The sequence below is a fragment of the Streptomyces sp. NBC_00019 genome (assembly GCF_045041015.1).
In the GTDB taxonomy this organism is placed as follows: Bacteria; Actinomycetota; Actinomycetes; order Streptomycetales; family Streptomycetaceae; genus Streptomyces.
Genome location: NZ_CP108302.1, coordinates 3,719,191 through 3,738,103, shown reverse-complemented (window position 1 = coordinate 3,738,103; position 18,913 = coordinate 3,719,191). Strand labels below are relative to the sequence as shown.

Sequence of the window (18,913 nt, the reverse complement as noted above, 5' to 3'; positions counted from 1 at the left end):
CAGGCCCTAGTCCACCCCTCTGATCCGCCCCACCAGCAGCGCCCCCGCCAGCCCGAGCACCGCGGCCACCAGATACAGCATCCGGTATCCGCCCAGGTGCGTCACGATCGGTGCGGCGAGGGCGGGGGCGGCGACCTGGGGGAGGGCGTTGGCCACGTTGATGACGCCGAGGTCCTTGCCGCGGTCCCCCGCCTTCGGGAGTACGTCCGTCATCAGCGCGAAGTCGACCGACATGAACACCCCGAGGCCCACGCCCAGCAGCGCCGCCACGACGATCGCGCTCGGCCAGGTCTGCCACACGGACAGCAGGGCCGTGGCCGCCGCCATCAGCACTCCGGACCACCGCACGAACGGCTTGCGACGGCCCGACCGGTCCGACCGGACGCCGCCCACCACGACCGTGGCCAGCAGCGTCACGCTGTTCACCGCGGTCAGGATCAGCACGCCCTGCTCGGGGTCGTCGTGGTGCAGACGGTCCCGCAGGTAGTAGAGGAGGTAGAGGATCACCAGCGCGTTGCTGAGGTTGATCAGGAAGCGGGTCAGCCAGGCCCAGCCGAAGTCCGGGTAGCGGCGCGGGCTCAGCCAGAACCCTCGGAGGAAGCTCTTCGCGGACCACGCCGGGCGGTCCGTCACCGGCAGCCGCAGATCCTCGTACCGGAGCACGTACGGCAGTACGCCCGCCAGCGTGAACACCGCACAGGCCACGTACCCCGCCGCGATCCCGCCCGCCGCCGTCGCCAGCCCCGTACCGGCGACCGCCCCGAGGATCTGCGCCGCCCCCAGCCAGCCGCCCACCGCACCCCGCTGCAACCGCGGCACCCGGTCCGGCACCGCCGCGGTCACCGCCGCGAAGGCCGCGTTGAGGGTCAGCTGGACCAGACACCAGCCGAACATCATCAGCCACAGCCCGCCCGCCCCCGCGAGCAGCAGCAGCGACAGCGCGCCGCCCGCCGCACCGGCCACGATCCACGGCGTACGGCGGCCCCGGCGGCTCGTGGTGCGGTCCGACAGCGCGCCGAAGAACGGGTTGGCGGCCAGCGACACCACCGCGCCGACGCCGGTCACCCACGCCAGCAGCGTCTCCTTCGACATCCCGGCGCCGGGCGCGAAGCCCTCCGCCTGCCGGGCCAGCAGGATCTGCAGCGGGCCGTACCAGCCCACCCAGATCGCCACGTTGGCCAGCGAGAGCGCCGTCGTCCAGCCCCGGCCGACCCGGTCGACCGGGTCGGTGAGGGCCGTGGTCATCTCTGGGCCCGGAGCAGCTCCTGGTACCAGCCGTACGAGTCCTTGGGCGTCCGTTCCTGGGTGTCCAGGTTCACGTGCACGAGCCCGAACTGCTGGGCGTAGCCCTCGGCCCACTCGAAGTTGTCCATCAACGACCACACGAAGTAGCCGCGTACGTCCACACCCGCCTCGACCGCCCGGTGCAGTGCGCGGAGATGACCGTCCAGGTAGTCGATCCTGGCCCGGTCGTGGACCCCCTCGTACGAGCAGCCGTTCTCGGTGATGACGACGGGCGGGAGACGGTCGCCGTAGCGCTCACGGAAGCCGGTGAGGAGCTCCGTCAGAGCCTCGGGCACCACCGGCCAGCCGAAGTCGGTCACCGGGACGTCCTCGATCTCCCGCACGGAGAAGGGAAGTTCGGCCGGGATCGTCAGGCCCCCGAACTCGATGTCCGCACCCTGCGGGGCGCCCACTCTGGTCGGCGCGTAGAAGTTGATGCCGTAGAAGTCCAGCGGCTCCCCGATGACCTTCAGGTCGGCCGCCACGTCACCCGGCATCAACTCGCCCAGTCCGGCGGGGTATTCGCCGAGCAGGACCGGGTCCGCGAACAGGCGGTTGAGCAGTACGTCGTAGAAGTCCGCCGCCTCCACGTCGGCGGTCTCCTGGGACGCCGGCCACGTCGGCCCGTGCGAGTTGGCGATGCCGATGTCCGTGGCGCCGGCCGCGCGCAGGGCCTGGACGCCCAGTCCGTGGGCCAGCAGCAGATGGTGGGCGACCGGCAGCGCGTCGAACATCAGCTGCTTGCCGGGTGCGTGGGCGCCCAACGCGTGCCCGAACAGGGTGTGTTCGGCGGGCTCGTTGATGGTGATCCACTTCTTGACGCGGTCACCGAGCCGCTCGGCGACGACCGAGACGTACTCCGCGTACCGCGCCGCGGTGTCCCGCTCCAGCCAGCCGCCCCCCTCCTGAAAAGTCACCGGCAGGTCCCAGTGGAAGAGGGTCGGGACCGGTCGTACGCCCGCCGCGCACAGCTCGTCGACCAGCCGGTCGTAGAAGTCCAGGCCGCCCTCGGCGCGAACCCGAGGCCAGGAGACCGAGAAGCGGTACGCGTCCACGCCCAGGCCGGCCAGGAGCGCCACGTCCTCGCGGTAGTGGTGGTAGTGGTCGACGGCCACCGCCGCCGTCGAGCCGTCCTTCACCCGTCCCGGCTCGGCCGTGAAGGCGTCCCACACGGAGGGCTCGCGCAGCTCCGCCGCGCCCTCGATCTGATGGGCCGAGGTCGAGACGCCCCACAGGAAGCCGGCCGGGAACTGGGGTATCGGGTGCTCTTGATTCGCCATGCGCCGGATCATCCGTACCGCTGGTAACGGAAGTCAACGGGCGGGCGTGAAGAAGGGGTTACGCACCTTCCGTCACGCCCCTGCCCTCACGCCCCTTCCTTCAGGACCCGCGAGATCAGCTTGCGCTGCTCCTCGGTCAGCCGTGGGTCGGCGGCGTACACCGTTCTGCCGTCCACGGTGATCTCGTAGGCGAAACCGTCGGGCACGCCGATGGGCGGCGTGCCCCGGCCGCCGGCGAGCGCCTTCTCGGCCAGGGTGTGCCATTCGTGGGCGTCGGGCCGGCCCGAGGTGTCCACCTCGGCATGACGCTCGATGCCCGCGAATCCACCGGTACGCCTCACTCGAATACGCATGGGACCGTGTCTAGTACGGAACTACGCCGTGCGCACCCCGACCTGCTCCCACGCCTTCAGTACGGCCTGGAGCTCCTCGCCGTCCTTGTAGCGGTCCGTGGCCGCCTCGACCGTCAGGGCGGCGAAGTCCGTGAAGAGGGCGTCCTTCTTCAGCCGGCCGCCGGTCAGGACGTCGTACCAGATCTGTCCGGCCCGCTCCCAGGCGTGGCCGCCGAGGGTGGTGGCGGCGAGGTAGAACGCGTGGTTGGGGATCCCGGAGTTGATGTGGACGCCGCCGTTGTCGCGGCCGGTGCGGACGAAGTCGTCCATGGTCGCGGGCTGCGGGTCCTTGCCGAGGACGTCGTCGTCGTACGCCGTGCCCGGGGCCTTCATGGAACGCAGGGCGGAGCCGGTGACGCGCGGGGCGAGCAGGCCGGCGCCGATGAGCCAGTCGGCCTCGGCGGCGGTCTGGCCGAGGGTGTGCTGCTTGATGAGGGAGCCGAAGACGTCGGACATCGACTCGTTGAGGGCGCCGGGCTGGCCGAAGTAGGTGAGGTTGGCCGTGTACTGCGTGACGCCGTGGGTGAGCTCGTGGCCGATGACGTCGATCGGGATGGTGAAGTCGAGGAAGATCTCGCCGTCGCCGTCGCCGAACACCATCTGCTCGCCGTTCCAGAAGGCGTTGTTGTAGTTCTCCTCGTAGTGGACCGTGGCGTCCAGCGGGAGGCCGCGCGCGTCGATGGAGTCGCGCTGGTACGCCGCCAGGAACAGCTCGAAGGTGGCTCCGAGACCGGCGTAGGCACGGTTGACCGTGGCGTCCTTGCCGGGCTCCGAGCCCTCGGTTCGCACCTTCTTGCCGGGCAGGTCGGTGCGGTGCCGGGCGTCGTAGACGGTGCGGTGCGGCTTGCCGGACTCGGCGCCCGGCGGCGCGGCGATGGAGGGGGCGCCGACGACGGTGGTCAGCCGGCGGTGGGTGCGCTCGAAGGCGTCGCGTTCCAGGGTCCTGCGGGCGGGATCGGCGAGCGCGGGGTCCTCGGCCTGGGCGAGCTTGTCGAGGACGTGCGGTGGTACGACGGTGCAGAAGACGGGCTCAGAGCCCCCGTGGGTCGTCATGCTCGGCACCATTGCACTGTGTTACGCCGCTGTCACTACCCGCAACCATGATTGGTGAAATGTGCGGACAAGGAGCCCGGGTCGCTGCTCCCGAGTGGTATGGCGCACGTTTTGTCCCGTTGGTCCCCCGGGTCCCGCATACTGATACAGCGCCCCGCACGGGCAGCGGCTCGGCTAGCATGCTTCGCATCATGTGTTTCGGGCTGCTTCTTCTTAGCTGCCGCGGCGAGGGCCTGTAGTCCAGGTCGACTCCCTCCCCGCGGAGCTTGGCGTTGCGTCGTCGGCCGTCCTTCCGGACATCCTGAGGAGCCCCCGCATCATGGCGAACCGCCAGCAGCCCAGTGCCATGCCGATCCACAAGTACGGCCAGTACGACCAGGTCGACATCGCGGACCGCACCTGGCCGAACAACCGGATCACCGCCGCCCCCCGCTGGCTCTCCACGGACCTGCGCGACGGCAACCAGGCCCTGATCGACCCGATGTCGCCCGAGCGCAAGCGCCGGATGTTCGACCAGCTGGTCAAGATGGGCTACAAGGAGATCGAGGTCGGCTTCCCGGCCTCGGGGCAGACCGACTTCGACTTCGTACGCTCCATCGTCGAGGAGCCGGGCGCGATCCCCGACGACGTCACCATCTCCGTACTGACCCAGGCCCGCGAGGACCTGATCGAGCGGACCGTCGAGTCGCTGAAGGGCGCCAAGCGGGCGACCGTCCACCTCTACAACGCCACCGCTCCCGTCTTCCGCCGCGTGGTCTTCCGCGGCTCCAAGGACGACATCAAGCAGATCGCCGTCGACGGCACCCGCCTGGTGATGGAGTACGCCGAGAAGCTGCTGGGCCCCGAGACCGAGTTCGGCTACCAGTACAGCCCGGAGATCTTCACCGACACCGAGCTGGACTTCGCGCTGGAGGTCTGTGAGGCGGTGATGGACGTCTACCAGCCCGGTCCGGGCCGCGAGATCATCCTCAACCTGCCCGCCACGGTGGAGCGTTCGACCCCCTCGACGCACGCGGACCGCTTCGAGTGGATGAGCCGCAACATCTCCCGCCGCGAGCACGTCGTCATCTCCGTCCACCCGCACAACGACCGCGGCACCGCCGTCGCCGCCGCCGAGCTGGCGCTGATGGCCGGCGCCGACCGCGTCGAGGGCTGTCTGTTCGGCCAGGGCGAGCGCACCGGCAACGTCGACCTGGTCACCCTGGGCATGAACCTCTTCTCCCAGGGCGTCGACCCGCAGATCGACTTCTCCGACATCGACGAGATCCGTCGCACGTGGGAGTACTGCAACCAGATGGAGGTCCACCCGCGCCACCCGTACGTGGGCGACCTGGTCTACACGTCCTTCTCCGGCTCCCACCAGGACGCCATCAAGAAGGGCTTCGACGCCATGGAGGCCGACGCGGCCGCGAAGGGCGTCACCGTCGACGACATCGAGTGGGCGGTCCCGTACCTGCCGATCGACCCGAAGGACGTCGGCCGCTCCTACGAGGCGGTCATCCGCGTCAACTCGCAGTCCGGCAAGGGCGGTATCGCGTACGTCCTGAAGAACGACCACAAGCTGGACCTGCCGCGCCGGATGCAGATCGAGTTCTCCAAGCTCATCCAGGCCAAGACGGACGCCGAGGGCGGCGAGGTCACCGGCGGCGCCATCTGGGCGACCTTCCAGGACGAGTACCTGCCGAACCCCGAGAACGCGTGGGGTCGCGTCCAGGTCAAGAACAACCAGTCGACGACCGACACCGACGGCGTGGACACGCTCAAGGTGGAGGCCACGGTCGACGGCCAGGACACCGTCCTGACCGGCTCCGGCAACGGTCCGATCTCGGCCTTCTTCGACGCCCTGCAGTCCATCGGGATCGACGTACGCCTGCTGGACTACCAGGAGCACACGATGAGCGAGGGCGCCTCCGCGCAGGCCGCCTCCTACATCGAATGCGCGATCGACGGCAAGATTCTGTGGGGGATCGGTATCGATGCGAACACGACACGTGCGTCGCTGAAGGCGGTCGTCTCGGCCGTCAATCGGGCTGCTCGCTGATGAAACGTCGTTGATCGGCTGCGGCGCCGTCGTGGCTGGTCGCGCCCCGCGGCGGAGCCGCTGATGTCTACAGCCCCGCGCCCCTGAAGGCGTCTCCCGCACCGGCGTTCGCAGGCCCCGCCCGCTGTAATACAGCGGGCGGGGCCTGTCTATTTCCGGCCATCGGCCTGTGCAGGTCACGGAGAGGTCTCGTCGGGGGTGCTGACTCCGGGTGCGTGATGTGGCTAACATCACGCCAGCACGGCGATGTTGCCGTGCCGTTACGCGGAGGTGCGACGTGCTGCCAGGACGGGGACGAAACGGCCAGGCCGTCAGGGCTGCGCGCCTGCTGGGCACCCGCACCGCGTGGACGCCCGTGGGCGACGGGGAGTTCTTCTGCCCGGGCTGCGGCGGCGACCGCAACTACCAGCGGCTGACCGGCAGGCGCCGCTTCACCCTCCTCGGCATGCCCGTGCTGCCGCGCGGCGAGACCGGACCGGTCGTGGAGTGCGCCGCCTGCAAGCGCCACTTCGGCACCGACGTCCTCGACCACCCGACCACCACCCGCTTCTCCGCGATGCTCCGCGACGCCGTCCACACCGTCGCCCTCGCGGTGCTCGCCGCGGGCGGCACCTGCTCCCGTACGGCCCTGGAGGCGGCCGCCTGCACGGTTCGTGCCGCCGGCTTCGACGACTGCACGGAGGACCAGCTCGGGGCGCTGGTCGAGGCGCTGGCCGCGGACACCGGACGGGTCTTCGGCGAGCCCTGCGGGGCAGGCCTGGCCATAGAGCTCCACGAGGCGCTGGACCCGCTGGCCCCGCACCTCGCCCCCGCCGGCCGTGAGTCGATCCTCCTCCAGGGCGCACGGATCGCCCTCGCCGACGGGCCCTACACCCCCGCGGAGCGGGACGCCCTCGCCACGGTCGGCGCCGCGCTCACCATCTGCGCGGACGATGTGACACGGCTGCTGGTGGCGGCGCGCACCCCGTCGTAGAAGGCGGGCGGCGGCGCCGCCGTCGTACAACCGCCGCTACTCCCCAGGGAGTAGCGGCACCCGAAGGACACCCTCCGCAGTACTCCCCAACTCGCCCTGCCGCCCGACGAATCGGCCCCCGGCCGCCGGGAGTCTGGAACCGAACCAGACATCCGACCGAGGGGAGGCCCGACTCATGGGGGCCGCAACGACAACCATTCGGGGACGGCGTGCCGTGCCCTGGCTCGTGCTCGGGCTGTGGATCGCCGTGCTGGCGCTCACCTCGCCGTTCGCGTCGAAGCTCTCGGACGTGCAGCGCGACCGGGCCGTCGACTATCTGCCGGCGAGCGCCGACTCCACCCAGGTCGCCAAGATCCAGGACCGGTTGCCGGGCGGCGAGACGACCCAGATGGTCGTCGTCTACCACCGAGACGGCGGACTGACCGCGGCGGACCGGACGACGGCCGCCGACCAGATCGGCGAGATCGCGAGCGCGCATACGCTCACCGCGCGGCCGGAGGGCGTCCCGTCCAAGGACGGCACCACCCTGATGTACCCGGTGGCCAGCACCGAGCCGGGCACGGACGAGGAGAAGCGCGACCAACTCGTCAACGACGTAAGGGACATCGCCAAGAGCGAGGACGGCCTGAGCGTCGAGGTCGGTGGGGAAGGCGCGCTCGCGACGGACGCCAGTGAGGTCTACAACTCGCTCGACGGGCCCCTGCTCTACACCACCGCCGCCGTCGTGGCGCTCCTGCTGATCCTCATCTACCGCAGCCCGTTCCTGTGGCTGGTGCCGCTAGCCGTCGCGGGCATCGCCGACTATCTGTCCATGGGGGTCGCCTACGGGCTGAACCAGGGGTTCGGGACGTCCGTGTCCGGCCAGAGCTCCGGCATCATGACGATCCTCGTGTTCGGCGCGGGCACCGACTACGCACTGCTGCTCGTCTCCCGGTACCGCGAGGAGCTGCGGCGCATCGAGCGGCCCTACGACGCGATGGCCGCCGCGCTGAAGGGCTGTGGACCGGCGGTGCTGGCCTCCTCCGGGACGGTCGCCGCGGGCCTGTTCTGCCTCCTCGCCGCCGATCTCAACTCCAGCCGCGGCATGGGTCCGCTGGGCACGGTCGGCATCCTGTGCGCGCTTGCCGCCATGATGACCCTGCTGCCCGCGATCCTCGTCCTGCTCGGCCGCCGCGTCTTCTGGCCGCTGGTGCCGCGCTACGGCAGCACGCCCAAGGTCCGCCGGTCGCTGTTCGCCGCGATGGGCAGCTCCGCCGGACGCCGGCCGCTGACGGTCCTCGCGGGCGGCGCGGTGCTGCTCGGCGCGCTGGCGCTCGGGGCGCTGAACCTCCCCGGCAGCCTCAAGCAGGAGGACTCCTTCACCAGCAAGCCCGAGGCGGTCGCCGCCATGGAGACCCTGGGGAAGGCCTATCCGGAGCGCGGCACCCAGCCGATCTCCGTCATCGCCCCCACCGACCGTGCCGACGCCGCCCTGGCCGAGGCCCGGGACACCCCGGGCGTCGACAGCGCGACCCGTGGCCGCAGCGGATGGGGGTCCCCCCGCTCGAGCGAAGCCGAGAGTGGGGGAGGCTGGACGGAGATCTCCGTCATCGCCGGCTCCGCACCCCAGTCGGCGGGGGAGACCGCCACCATCGAGGATCTGCGCGACCGCCTCGACGGCTCCTACGTCGGCGGCCCCAGCGCCGAGCAGCTCGACCTGAAGGACACCAACGCCCGGGACCGGCTGGTCGTCGTACCGCTCGTCCTCGCCTCCGTGCTGCTGATCCTGATCGCCCTGCTGCGGTCGGTCGTCGCGCCGCTGATCCTGGTGGCGGCCGTGGTCGCGGTGTGGGGCGCGGCGCTCGGCATCGGGGGACTGGTCTTCGGCCCGGTCTTCGGCTTCGAGGGCACGGATCCGGGGCTCGGCCTGCTGTCCTTCGTCTTCCTGGTCGCCCTGGGCGTCGACTACGGCATCTTCCTGATGCACCGCATGCGCGAGGAGTCCCTGAAGGGCACCGAACCGGCGCAGGCCGCGCTGATCGCGCTGCGCACGACGGGCGGGGTCATCGCCTCGGCGGGCCTGGTCCTGGCGGCGACGTTCGCGGTGCTGACCAGCATGCCGATGCTGCAGCTGGTGGAGCTGGGCTTCGTCATCGCGGTCGGCGTGCTGCTGGACACCTTCCTGGTCCGCACGTATCTGGTCACCAGCGCGAGCGTGGCGCTGCGGCGCAAGGTGTGGTGGCCGGGCGCGCTGTCGAAGGAACCGGCAGTGGGTGGCGGCGAGTCGCCCGAGCCGGTCGCGGAGCCCGCGGGGATGCGCTGAACCGCACGCGCACAGCCGGCCGGACCTCCGGGCTCACGCCCAGGGGTCCGGCCCGGGGCCGAATCGGGGAGGATGGAGCACGTGGTGACCACCCAGGAGCAACTCGCCCACCCCGGCAGGCGGCTCGTCCGGCCCGCCCCGCGCGACTGGCTGATCGCGGTGGGGGTCGGGCTGGCGTCGGTGCCGCTGGCGTTCGTGGCGCAGGGCTCCGACGCGCACACGCCGGACGTCGTCGGATGGACGCTGTTCGGCCTCTCGGCGCTGACGCTCGCCTGGCGGCGGCACTATCCGATGGGGGTGCTCCTCGCGCTCATCGGCGTGGAGGGCACCTACCACTCACTGGGGAACGCCCACTCCGGGCTGATCGCGGTGTCGATGGTCGCCATCTACTCGCTCGCGGTGGCCGGGCCGCGGCGCCGGACCCTGACCGTGGTGCCGACCCTGCTCGTCATCAGCGTGATCATGCTGCTCAGCATCAATCCGGACCGGGGCGTCGAGCTGATCCGCATCTCCGGCTGGATCCTGGCGTGCGCGATCACGGGCGAAGCGGTCCGCGTGCACCGCAACTACATCGGCGCGATCGTGGAACGCGCCGAACGTGCCGAACGCACCCGCGAGGAGGAGGCACGGCGCAGGGTGGCGGAGGAACGTCTGCGGATCGCCCGGGACCTGCACGATCTGCTCGCCCACAGCATCACCCTGATCGGCGTGCAGACCTCGGTGGCCGCGCACGTGCTGTCCACGGACCCCGAACGCCTCGACCGCGAGACGGTCGCCAAGTCGTTGGAGGACATCGCGGAGACGTGCCGTTCGGCCCGCGGAGAGTTGCGTACGACGCTGGAGGTGCTGCGCGAACAGGGCGCCGTCGGGGACGTCCGCGGCCCGCTGCCCGGCCTCGACGGTCTGTCCGACCTCGTGGAGACGGCCCGCCAGACAGGGGCACGGGTCGAGCGGACGGTACGGATCCGCGAGGCGCCCCCCGCCGTCGGCGCGGCGGCCTACCGCATCGTCCAGGAGGCCCTGACGAACGCGGTCCGGCACGCGGGACCCGAACCGGCGATCTCCGTCGAGCTCTACGAGGATCAGAGTGCCCTGCGGCTGTCGGTGACCGACGACGGCACGGGCCCGGTGGCCGGTTCCGAAGGCGCCGGCTTCGGGCTCGTCGGCATGCGGGAGAGGGCCCGCAGCGTGGGTGGCACACTCGACGCGGGGCCGCGGCCGGAAGGTGGGTTCGCGGTGACGGCAGTACTGCCGTTGACGACTGCGCTGGAGAGGGCCGTATGACGATCCGTGTACTGCTTGCCGACGACCAGACCCTCGTACGGGCCGCGTTCGCGATGCTCGTCGAGTCGGCACGGGACATGGAGGTGGTGGGGGAGGCGGCGACCGGCCGGGAGGCGCTGGACCTGGCGCGGCGCGCACGGCCCGACCTCGTCGTCATGGACATCCGGATGCCCGACCTCGACGGCATCGAGGCGACCCGGCTGATCGCGGCGGACGAGGAACTGGCCGGGGTGAAGGTGCTGGTCCTGACGACGTACGAAACCGACGAGTACATCATCGAGGCGTTGCGTGCGGGCGCGTCGGGGTTCCTGGTGAAGGACACCAGACCGGCGGAGCTCCTGGACGCGATCCGTACGGTGGCGGCTGGGGAGTCGCTGTTGTCACCGGGCCCGACGGCACGCCTGATCGCCCGGCTGCTGAGCCACACACCGGCGTCGGCACCGGCGCTCTCAGGTGGCCCGGAGTGCTTGTCGGAACGGGAGTGCGAGGTGCTCGTGCTGGTCGGACGGGGGCTCAACAACGCCGAGATCGCCGAGGCCTTGGGGTTGAGTCCATTGACCGCGAAGACCCATGTCAGCCGGATCATGGGGAAGTTGGGGGCCCGTGACCGGGCGCAGTTGGTGATCGTGGCGTACGAGTCGGGGATGGTCACGCCGGGGCGTGTGCGCGAGGGCTAGCCACCCGCGACCTCTCACAGCAGCCCCGCCGCCGCCAAGAACTTCCCCACCCCCTCGACGTCCCTCTCCGACAACGGAACCTGCGGCTCAGCCGTGACCGGGCACCCGATGACGCCCCGCAGATACAGCGCCGCCTTGAACGCCCCCAACGCCGCCGAACTGCCCCCCATCCGACCCGGATCCCCCACCCGCACCATCCCGAACAGCGCGCACAACCGCTCCTGCTCCACCCGGGCCCGCTCCCAGTCGCCCACCCGGCAGAGCCGGTCCAGCCGCACATACCCCTCCGGATCGACGTTCGCGAGCCCCGGTACCGCCCCGTCCGCTCCCGCCGCCAGCGCCGCGTCCACGAAAAGCTCGGACCCCGTCAGCACGCTGAAGCCGTTGATGTCACCCCGGGTCCTGGCCCCGACGACGACCTCGCGGAACGCCCCCAGGTCCCCGCTGGAGTCCTTGAGACCCGCCAGCACCCCCTCGGCCGCGAGCGACAGCACCAACTCCGCGGGGAGCTTGGTGTGGACGGCACCGGGGAGGTCGTAGGCCAGGACGGGCACCGGACTCGCAGCGGCCACCAGGCGGTAGTGGCGGGCGATCTCCGCGGGGTGCGTACTCGTGTAGAACGGCGAGATCACGACCACCGCATCGGCCCCCGCCGCCGTCACGGAAGCCACGTGGTCCAGGACCCGCGGCGTCGTCATGTCGATCGCACCCGCCAGCACCGGGAGCTGGCCACTCACATGGCCCGTCACCGTCTCCACCACCAACCGACGCTGCGCGTCCGTCAGATACGCAGCCTCCGACGACGTACCGAGCACGAACAGCCCGTGCACCCCGCCCCCCACCAGATGGTCGACCAGACGGAGCAGCGACGGGACGTCCACCTCGCGTGACGGTGTCAGGGGGGTGCAGACGGGCGGGACGACACCGGTCAGCGGCGCGGGGATCGTCATCAAGGCTCCCTGTTCTCGTGGTTCTCGCGTACGGGTACCAGGCCGAGGGCCTGCTCACCCTCCTCCCCCGGATGGTGGCAGCGGAAGCGGTGTCCGGGCGGGAGCCGACGCTGCTCATGGGCGTGCCGCGCGTCCCCTGATACCTGAGCGGGCCGCGGCCGGGGCATGGTCGAATGGGGCCGTGGAGCACTGGGGCGAGAACACCGCGGGAGTACTGCGACTGCCGTCGGGCAGGCTGGTGCGGGGCCGTGGCCTCAGGTACCCGCACGCACCGGGGGCGCCGACCCCTTCGTACGCCCTCTACCTCCTGGGCCACCAACCGCCCGCGGTCCCCTGGGAGTTCCACTGGATCCGCCGGCCCGACTTCCGCCTCCCGGCGGACCGGCCGGCCGCTCGCGCGGCGCTGAGCGAGGCCTGGGAGCGGGCCGCGGGCGAGCGCGTCGAGGTCGCCTGCGGGGGCGGACGCGGGCGTACGGGGACGGCGCTGGCCTGTCTCGCGGTCCTGGACGGCGTACCGGCGGACGAGGCCGTCGGGTATGTGCGGGCGCACTACCACCGGCGGGCGGTGGAGACGCCGTGGCAGCGGCGGTATGTGCGGCGGTTCTCAGGGGCGGCGGGCGCGGAAGCGTAGGCTGCCGGACTTCTGGTGGACGTCCACGGCCACCTCGCCGAAGCCGGCCCGCTCCAGACGGGCCGGAAGGCTCGCGGGGTCCAGGGTGTTCATCGTGTCCCGCAGGTGGAGAAGCCGGAAGCCGAAGCTCGGTTGGCTGTCGCTGCCGGCGAAGGTGCCGCCGGGGCGCAGGACGCGGAACGCCTCGGCGAAGATACGGTCCTGGTGGGCGGCCGTGGGCACGTGGTGGAGCATGGTGAAGCAGACGACGGAGTCGAACGCCTCGTCCTCCACCGGCAGTTGGGCGCCGTCGGCGTGGAGGATGCGGGCGCGGTCGCCCCACCGTTCCGTGAGGAGGCGGGCCGTGTCCGCGTCGATCTCGGCGGCCGTCAGCCTCGGGACCTGCTCCACCAGGACACGGAGGTTGGCGCCGTAGCCCGGCCCGATCTCCAGCACGTCCTCGCCGAGGTCCACCTGCTTCAGGGCCCAGGGCAGGATGCGGTCCTTCGTCGTCTGCGCCCACACCTCGGAGCTGCACAGTCTCCGGTGGGCTCGGTTCATCGGCATGGGTCCGACGCTAGGCGGGGTCCTGGGCTGTCCACTACGGGCTAGGCTGCCGTCCCATGTCGCCGAACGGACAGTACGGCCCGTACCCTCCGGCCGACACCGCGGTCTTCGTCGGCCGTTTCACGATGCCCCGGGGCAGCTTCTTCGGCACCCACCGGCACGACCACCACCAACTCGCCTGGTCCGTGCGGGGATTGCTCCGGGTCCGCAGCGAACAGGGTGTGTGGCTGCTGCCGCCGTCGCTGGCCCTGTGGATCCCCGCGGGCGTTCCGCACGCCACCGGGTCGGAGGGCGGTGCGCTCCTGCGCAGCCCCTACGTCGACCCCGCGTGCTGCCCGCACATCGGGTGGACCGAGCCGACCGTCGTGCAGGTCACCGCGCTGCTGCGAGCGCTCGTCGACCATCTCGTCCGGACGGACCTCGCCCCACGGGCCCGCTCGCGCGCGGAGGCGGTGCTGCTCGACGAGCTGCGTCCGGTGCCGGTGACCAGTGTCTCGGTCCCCTCGCCCCGAGATCCGCGGGCCCTGGCCGTGGCCGGGGCACTGACGGCCGACCCCGCGGACGCGCGCACTCTGGCCGACTGGGGTGCCCAAGTCGGCGCGAGCGCCAGGACGTTGGCCCGCCTCTTCGTCGCCGAGACCGGCCTGGCCTTCGGGCAGTGGCGGGAACGGCTGCGGATGCAGGCCGCGATGCCGCACCTGGCGGCGGGCCTCCCGGTCGAACCGGTGGCCCACCGCGTCGGCTATGCCTCGGCCAGCTCCTTCACCGCCGCCTTCCATCGCGTGGTGGGGGTGACGCCGAGGCAGTACTTTCCCGTCGGCTGAGCCGTCAACCAAGCGCCTCCGACAGCGCCTTGGCCGTGTCGGCGACCAGCAGGTCGTCGCGGGCGGCGGACTGCTCCGGCATCGTCGTCAGGACGGCCAGCACGAGCGGGGTGCCCTCCGGCGTCCAGGCGATGCCCACGTTGTTGTTGGTGCCGTAGGAACCGCCGCCCGTCTTGTCGGCGACCGTCCACGTCTTCGGCAGCCCTGCGCGCAGCCGGGTCCCGCTCGTGGTGTTGTTCAGCAGCCAGTGCGTGAGGAGCTCGCGGTCGCGACGGTTCAGGGCGTCGCCGAGGACCAGTCGGCCGTACGTCCGGCCGATCGCGTACGGGCTCGTCGTGTCCGTGATCCGCCAGGGCTCCGCCGAGTTGAGCTCGGTCTCCCAGCGGTCCAGGCGGGTCACCGGGTCGCCGAGGGAGCGGGCGAAGCGGGTGATGGCGGTGGGGCCGCCGAGCTCACGCAGCAGGAGGTTGCCGGCGCCGTTGTCGCTGAACGTGATGGCGACCTCGGCGAGTTCGGCGACCGTCATGCCGTCGGCCAGGTGCTCCCGGGTCTTGTCGGAGCCCTCCTTCGGCAGATCGGCGTCCGTGTAGTGGATCCGGCGGGACAGGAACTCGCCGTCGCGGTCCAGATCGCGCAGTACGGCCGCGGACGCCAGGGTCTTGAACAGCGAGCACATCGGGAACAGCTCGTCGGCGCGGTGCCGGACGGTCCGGCCGGTGCCGAGGTTGCGAGCGAACACGCCCAGGCGGGCGCCGTGTTGCCGCTCCAGCTCGCGGAGGCGTTCGGTGACGCGGGAGGTGGTGGCGTGCGCGGGGGCGGCCGCCACGAGAGTGGCGGCAGAGGCGGCGAGAAGGGTACGGCGGGCTAAGATCGCGCTCTCCTTCGTTCGGTGGACGCGCCTTTGCCAGGCGCGCGTGGACGATCTCCTCAGTAGATCGACGCCGGAACTCATTCCTTGGTTGCGGGGCCGTAGACCATCGGCGGACGGCGGGGCGGGCGCGGGCTCGCCAGAGTGGCCGTATGGAGAAGACCAAGGGGATCAACCGGGCACAGTTCCTGGCCGGGGCGGCGGCGGTCGGGGTGGCGGGGGCGGTGCTGCCCGCGGGCGGGGCCGGGGCGGCCGGGCGGGGTGAGGCCGCCGGCCGGGGCGGGCTGACCCGCCGGGGTGTCGTCTACACCCTCGTCGCCGGTGAGACGCCGGCCACCGAGTGGAGCGCCGACCGGATGCGGGCGGACCTCCGCACCATCCGCGACGACCTGCACGCCGACACCGTCGACGTCACCGGCGACGGCGTCGAACGCCTCACCGCCACCGCCGCCGAGGCGGCCGAGCTCGGACTGCACATCTGGCTCCAGCCCACCCTCGGCGACGTCCCGGAACGGGACATCCTCGACCACCTCGCCGAGACCGGCCGGTTCGCGGAGCGGCTGCGTCGGCAGGGCGCGAGCGTCGAGTTCAGCGTGGGCTGCGAGTTCTGGCTGTTCGTGCCCGGGATCATCCCGGGGGACACGGTCTTCGAGCGCATCGAGAACCTCCAGAACGGCACCGTCGACTGGGCGCAGATGCAGCGCCGCCTGGCCCGCTTCACGGCGAAGGCGGCGGCGCTCGGCCGCAGGGTCTTCCACGGCCGGCTGAGCTACGCCTCCGCCCCGGAGATCGACAACGTCGACTGGAACCTCTTCGACGTGGTGGGCATCGACTACTACTCGTACTTCCCGCAACGAAAGGACTACGTCAGGGAGTTGAAGCAGCACCTGCGCTGGGGCAAGCCCGTCGCCATCACCGAGTTCGGCACCTGCACCTACCGCGGCGCCCCCGAGGCGGGCGGCATGGGCTGGGACATCGTCGACTACGGCAAGACACCGCCGGAGATCATGGGCGACCCGCCCCCGGTCCGCAGCGAACGCACCCAGGCGGCCTACCTCGTCGACCTCCTGGGCGTCTTCGAGTCGATGAACCTGTACGCGGCGATGGTGTTCGAGTTCCTCACCGCGGACGCCCCGCACCGCCCCGACGACCCCCGCCATGACCTCGACATGGCCAGCTACGGCATCGCCAAGGCGATCCAGGACCGCCCCGGCGACCCGGACACGGGCTGGCACCGGGAGCCCAAGGAGGCGTTCCACGCGGTGGCCCGTGCCTACCGCAGGGCCGGTCAGCGGCAGTAGGTGTCGGCGGCGGGACGCTGACCGGTGGCGAGGAACCTCGACACGATCTCGTCCCCGCACGCGTTGCCGTTACGGAGATAGGAGCCGTGGCCCGTGGAGTTCACGGTGACCATGACAGCGCGCCGACCGAGGGCCTCGCGGAGCTTGAGGGCGCCGCTCACGGGGGTGGCGACGTCCCGTTCGTTCTGCACCAGCAGGATGTTGGAGGGCCCTCGGTCGGTGATCCGTACCGGCGTCTCCCGCGGCCGGTACGGCCAGGCGGCGCACATCATCGCGTTCCTCGGCATGCCGGCGGTGAGGGGGTACTTGGCCCGGCTCTCCGCGACGCCCTTCTCGTACACGGCGGCATCCCTCGGCCACACGGCGTCGTTGCAGATGGTGCCGGCGCCGACGGCGGCGCCGTTCTGCAGGACCGGCTCCGGCGGGGCGGCGGGCGCGGGCGGCACCGTGCCCTGTTGCGCGGCCAGCATCAGCTTCGCCAGGGTCGGATAGTTGTCGGTGTCGTAGAGGCTGTCCAGCATGGTCTGGCGCAGGACGTTGCCGTTCAGCTCCTCCGGATTGGCTCCGGGCCACGGGATCGGCTCACGGTCCAGACGGGCGGCGAGCCGCAGGAAGAGCGCGCGCACCTCGGTGGCCGTGCCGGCCAGGCGGTCCGGGTTGCCGGGCGTGGACGCCCACTTGGCGAACTCGGGGAAGTTGTCCTCGACGCCGACCTCGTAGATCTGGAGCCAGGAGCGTTCCGCCCGGACCGGGTCGGGGTTGTCGTTGCTGTCCAGCACGAAGCGGTCCGTGCGGTGCGGGAACATCTCGGCGTAGGCGGCGCCGACGTACGTGCCGTACGAGACGCCCCACCCGGACACCTTGCGTTCGCCGAGCGCGGCCCTCAGCCGATCGAGGTCACGGGCGTTGTTCTTGGTGCTGATGTGCCGTATCAGCTCACCACCGTTCCGTGCGCAGGCATCCGACATGCGCTGGGCGGTGGCCATGTTCTCGGCGACGGAGCCGTCCGGGGCGGGCCAGGGGCGGGATTTGGTGAGGGCGAGATCGGAGTGCTGGAGGTCGCAGCTGACCGAGGTCGAGGGTGCGAGCCCCCGAGGTGCGAACCCGATCAGGTCGTAGGCGCCCCGCACCTCCTGCGGCAGCTTCTGCCCCTTCCCGGAAGGGTCGTTGAGACTCGAACCACCCGGACCGCCGGGGATCAGGAACAGCGCCCCACGCCGGGCGTCCGGGTTCTCGCTCGGAATCCGGGAGACGGCGATCCCGATCTTCCGGCCGCCCGGGTGGGCGTAGTCCATGGGCACCTCGAGGGTGGCGCACTGCTGACGGGGGTCGAGGGTGGAGCCGGCGCACTTCTTCCAGTCGAGGGCGGGCGCCTTCTCCACCGCGACGGCCAGCGGAGTGACCATCCCGAGGGCGACGGCGGTGACGGCTACGAGGGCGGCGTTGCGCTTGATCTGCGTCATGGGACCGAGCCTCGCGGATCTCCTTCACGACCCCCATCCGGTCAACTCCCTTGTTGATCGGGGGGTTTACCCCAGTTGTGCCCGGGACCCGGATCCGTCCCACCTCCCCACCGAAAATCCCCGCGCCCCCGAAGCGACCCCATGGAACCCTGCCCCCATGACCCAGCACTCCTCCCCGCCCCCCACCCCCTACGACGAAGACCGAGCCGCCTACTCCCACCAAGACCTCGCCCGCCTGGCCCTCTCCGCGCAAGCCGTGGACGTCGCGGCTGCCGCTCAGGCGCTCGTGGGGACGCGGAGTGACGTGGATACCGGGCTCGGGGGGCGGGTCAGTGAGGGGGTGCGGGTGGTGGAGGTCGCGGAGGGGGTGTTGGCGCGGGCTGTCGTGTACGAGAGGGAGCGCGGCGCGTCCTGGGAGGACATCGGGCGGTATCTCGGAGTCGACGCCGGGGTCGCCGAGGAGCGGTACGCGCCCGAACTCGAGCGTTGGAACACCGCGTTCCAGGTTCCGTACCGACTGGACCCCACCGGACGCAAACGCATCCCCCAGCTCCCCCAGGCCGCCTACGACCCCAGGAGTTCCGTCCGGCAGCTCGACCTCTGGGCCGGGCTGCACGTGACCACCGGCGACTGGCATGCCGTGAGCGGGGGGCTCGGGGGGCTCGGGGGGCCGGCGGCCGGTCCGGCCGTTCCGCACGAACTCGACGGGTCCATCCGCAGCGAGAACCTCCGCACCTTCCTGGAGCTGCTCTCCGAGTACGTCCACTACGACTTCGACGACACCGACTGGGACACCATCGCTCTCGGGATCGAGGAGACGGACGCCGAGGACGACCCCGCCGCCTGGTACGCCTATCCGCTCCATGGCGGTCTCCACGCCGCGCAGGTCCGTCTCGCGTACTCCCGGCCCTATCCGGAGGACGACGACGGCGAGCCCGACACCGTGTCCGTCCTCGTCACCGGCGCGCACTCCCGCGACCTGCGGCTACGGATCGACACCCTGATCGCGGCGCTGGGTCACCATCCGCAGTTCCCGTGAACTCG

At 71.4% G+C, this 18,913-nt stretch carries 18 protein-coding genes; 10 read left to right on the top strand and 8 right to left on the bottom strand.

Annotation, left to right across the window (positions count from 1 at the left end; all coding sequences use genetic code 11):
* Positions 1–6 precede the first annotated feature (6 nt).
* From OHU89_RS17780 to OHU89_RS17765, 4 genes are all read right to left on the bottom strand, one after another.
* Entirely contained in the window at positions 7–1,245 is a 1,239-nt protein-coding gene (locus OHU89_RS17780; RefSeq protein ID WP_405644085.1) for an MFS transporter, read from the bottom strand.
* The gene (locus OHU89_RS17775) at positions 1,242–2,576 is read right to left on the bottom strand and encodes a GH1 family beta-glucosidase (RefSeq protein ID WP_405644084.1); all 1,335 of its coding nucleotides are present in this window, start codon (positions 2,574–2,576) and stop codon (positions 1,242–1,244) included. The genes OHU89_RS17780 and OHU89_RS17775 overlap by 4 nt, the downstream gene beginning before the upstream one ends.
* 74 nt (positions 2,577–2,650) lie before the next feature.
* On the bottom strand, positions 2,651–2,917 hold the full coding sequence (locus tag OHU89_RS17770) for a protealysin inhibitor emfourin (protein ID WP_266892595.1): 267 nt from the start codon (positions 2,915–2,917) through the stop codon (positions 2,651–2,653).
* Between the two features lie 21 nt (positions 2,918–2,938).
* The gene (locus tag OHU89_RS17765; protein WP_405644082.1) at positions 2,939–4,009 is read right to left on the bottom strand and encodes a M4 family metallopeptidase; all 1,071 of its coding nucleotides are present in this window, start codon (positions 4,007–4,009) and stop codon (positions 2,939–2,941) included.
* Positions 4,010–4,328: 319 nt separating this feature from the next.
* Here OHU89_RS17765 and leuA point away from each other — a divergent pair, with 319 nt between their 5' ends.
* From leuA to OHU89_RS17740, 5 genes are all read left to right on the top strand, one after another.
* Positions 4,329–6,050, top strand: a complete 1,722-nt coding sequence (leuA, locus tag OHU89_RS17760; protein ID WP_405644080.1) for a 2-isopropylmalate synthase — start codon at positions 4,329–4,331, stop codon at positions 6,048–6,050.
* A gap of 277 nt (positions 6,051–6,327) precedes the next feature.
* Complete coding sequence (locus tag OHU89_RS17755; protein ID WP_405644078.1) at positions 6,328–7,023, top strand: TerB family tellurite resistance protein; 696 nt, start codon at positions 6,328–6,330, stop codon at positions 7,021–7,023.
* Between the two features lie 175 nt (positions 7,024–7,198).
* Positions 7,199–9,325, top strand: coding sequence for an MMPL family transporter (locus OHU89_RS17750; protein WP_405644076.1), 2,127 nt, complete (start codon positions 7,199–7,201; stop codon positions 9,323–9,325).
* An 84-nt stretch (positions 9,326–9,409) separates the two neighbouring features.
* On the top strand, positions 9,410–10,609 hold the full coding sequence (locus OHU89_RS17745) for a sensor histidine kinase (RefSeq protein WP_405644074.1): 1,200 nt from the start codon (positions 9,410–9,412) through the stop codon (positions 10,607–10,609).
* Complete coding sequence (locus OHU89_RS17740; RefSeq protein ID WP_405644073.1) at positions 10,606–11,286, top strand: response regulator; 681 nt, start codon at positions 10,606–10,608, stop codon at positions 11,284–11,286. Before OHU89_RS17745 ends, OHU89_RS17740 begins: the two co-directional genes overlap by 4 nt.
* A 14-nt stretch (positions 11,287–11,300) precedes the next feature.
* Here OHU89_RS17740 and OHU89_RS17735 read toward each other — a convergent pair whose 3' ends face one another.
* Positions 11,301–12,236 carry a dihydrodipicolinate synthase family protein gene (locus tag OHU89_RS17735; protein ID WP_405644071.1) on the bottom strand — a complete coding sequence of 312 codons (936 nt, stop codon included), beginning with the start codon at positions 12,234–12,236 and terminating at the stop codon, positions 11,301–11,303.
* Positions 12,237–12,253: 17 nt separating this feature from the next.
* Between OHU89_RS17735 and OHU89_RS17730 the strand changes: the two genes are divergently transcribed.
* Both OHU89_RS17730 and OHU89_RS17725 read left to right on the top strand, forming a co-directional pair.
* A complete protein-coding gene (locus tag OHU89_RS17730; RefSeq protein WP_405644069.1) occupies positions 12,254–12,376 on the top strand; it encodes a hypothetical protein in 123 nt (40 codons plus the stop codon).
* Between the two features lie 41 nt (positions 12,377–12,417).
* Positions 12,418–12,867 carry a protein phosphatase gene (locus OHU89_RS17725; protein ID WP_405644067.1) on the top strand — a complete coding sequence of 150 codons (450 nt, stop codon included), beginning with the start codon at positions 12,418–12,420 and terminating at the stop codon, positions 12,865–12,867.
* Here OHU89_RS17725 and OHU89_RS17720 read toward each other — a convergent pair.
* Positions 12,841–13,413 carry a class I SAM-dependent methyltransferase gene (locus tag OHU89_RS17720; protein WP_405644065.1) on the bottom strand — a complete coding sequence of 191 codons (573 nt, stop codon included), beginning with the start codon at positions 13,411–13,413 and terminating at the stop codon, positions 12,841–12,843. The two genes, OHU89_RS17725 and OHU89_RS17720, sit on opposite strands and share 27 nt — an antisense overlap.
* Before the next feature lie 56 nt (positions 13,414–13,469).
* On the opposite strand from OHU89_RS17720, the gene OHU89_RS17715 reads away from it, so the two are divergent.
* Positions 13,470–14,237 (top strand): AraC family transcriptional regulator, encoded by a 768-nt coding sequence (locus tag OHU89_RS17715; RefSeq protein WP_405644064.1) that lies wholly within the window; start codon positions 13,470–13,472, stop codon positions 14,235–14,237.
* Positions 14,238–14,241: 4 nt separating this feature from the next.
* Here the strand turns inward: OHU89_RS17715 and bla are convergent, their stop codons facing one another.
* Positions 14,242–15,063 carry a class A beta-lactamase gene (gene bla / locus OHU89_RS17710; protein WP_405644063.1) on the bottom strand — a complete coding sequence of 274 codons (822 nt, stop codon included), beginning with the start codon at positions 15,061–15,063 and terminating at the stop codon, positions 14,242–14,244.
* Between the two features lie 194 nt (positions 15,064–15,257).
* Here bla and OHU89_RS17705 point away from each other — a divergent pair, with 194 nt between their 5' ends.
* Positions 15,258–16,406, top strand: coding sequence for an abortive phage infection protein (locus OHU89_RS17705; protein ID WP_405644061.1), 1,149 nt, complete (start codon positions 15,258–15,260; stop codon positions 16,404–16,406).
* Here OHU89_RS17705 and OHU89_RS17700 read toward each other — a convergent pair.
* Complete coding sequence (locus OHU89_RS17700; protein WP_405644059.1) at positions 16,394–17,869, bottom strand: alpha/beta hydrolase; 1,476 nt, start codon at positions 17,867–17,869, stop codon at positions 16,394–16,396. The genes OHU89_RS17705 and OHU89_RS17700 overlap by 13 nt on opposite strands.
* A 157-nt stretch (positions 17,870–18,026) precedes the next feature.
* Here OHU89_RS17700 and OHU89_RS17695 point away from each other — a divergent pair, with 157 nt between their 5' ends.
* Positions 18,027–18,908 carry a hypothetical protein gene (locus OHU89_RS17695; protein WP_405644058.1) on the top strand — a complete coding sequence of 294 codons (882 nt, stop codon included), beginning with the start codon at positions 18,027–18,029 and terminating at the stop codon, positions 18,906–18,908.
* Positions 18,909–18,913: the final 5 nt, after the last annotated feature.

Excerpts from the sequence above, each read along its gene's own strand:
- OHU89_RS17740 (WP_405644073.1), top strand. The coding sequence starts at position 10,606 with ATGACGATCCGTGTACTGCTTGCCGACGACCAGACCCTCGTACGGGCC.
- OHU89_RS17765 (WP_405644082.1), bottom strand. The coding sequence starts at position 4,009 with ATGACGACCCACGGGGGCTCTGAGCCCGTCTTCTGCACCGTCGTACCA.
- OHU89_RS17750 (WP_405644076.1), top strand. The coding sequence starts at position 7,199 with ATGGGGGCCGCAACGACAACCATTCGGGGACGGCGTGCCGTGCCCTGG.
- OHU89_RS17770 (WP_266892595.1), bottom strand. The coding sequence starts at position 2,917 with ATGCGTATTCGAGTGAGGCGTACCGGTGGATTCGCGGGCATCGAGCGT.
- OHU89_RS17715 (WP_405644064.1), top strand. The coding sequence starts at position 13,470 with ATGTCGCCGAACGGACAGTACGGCCCGTACCCTCCGGCCGACACCGCG.
- OHU89_RS17720 (WP_405644065.1), bottom strand. The coding sequence starts at position 13,413 with ATGCCGATGAACCGAGCCCACCGGAGACTGTGCAGCTCCGAGGTGTGG.
- OHU89_RS17780 (WP_405644085.1), bottom strand. The coding sequence starts at position 1,245 with ATGACCACGGCCCTCACCGACCCGGTCGACCGGGTCGGCCGGGGCTGG.
- OHU89_RS17775 (WP_405644084.1), bottom strand. The coding sequence starts at position 2,576 with ATGATCCGGCGCATGGCGAATCAAGAGCACCCGATACCCCAGTTCCCG.
- leuA (WP_405644080.1), top strand. The coding sequence starts at position 4,329 with ATGGCGAACCGCCAGCAGCCCAGTGCCATGCCGATCCACAAGTACGGC.
- OHU89_RS17705 (WP_405644061.1), top strand. The coding sequence starts at position 15,258 with ATGGAGAAGACCAAGGGGATCAACCGGGCACAGTTCCTGGCCGGGGCG.
- OHU89_RS17700 (WP_405644059.1), bottom strand. The coding sequence starts at position 17,869 with ATGACGCAGATCAAGCGCAACGCCGCCCTCGTAGCCGTCACCGCCGTC.
- OHU89_RS17735 (WP_405644071.1), bottom strand. The coding sequence starts at position 12,236 with ATGACGATCCCCGCGCCGCTGACCGGTGTCGTCCCGCCCGTCTGCACC.
- OHU89_RS17695 (WP_405644058.1), top strand. The coding sequence starts at position 18,027 with ATGACCCAGCACTCCTCCCCGCCCCCCACCCCCTACGACGAAGACCGA.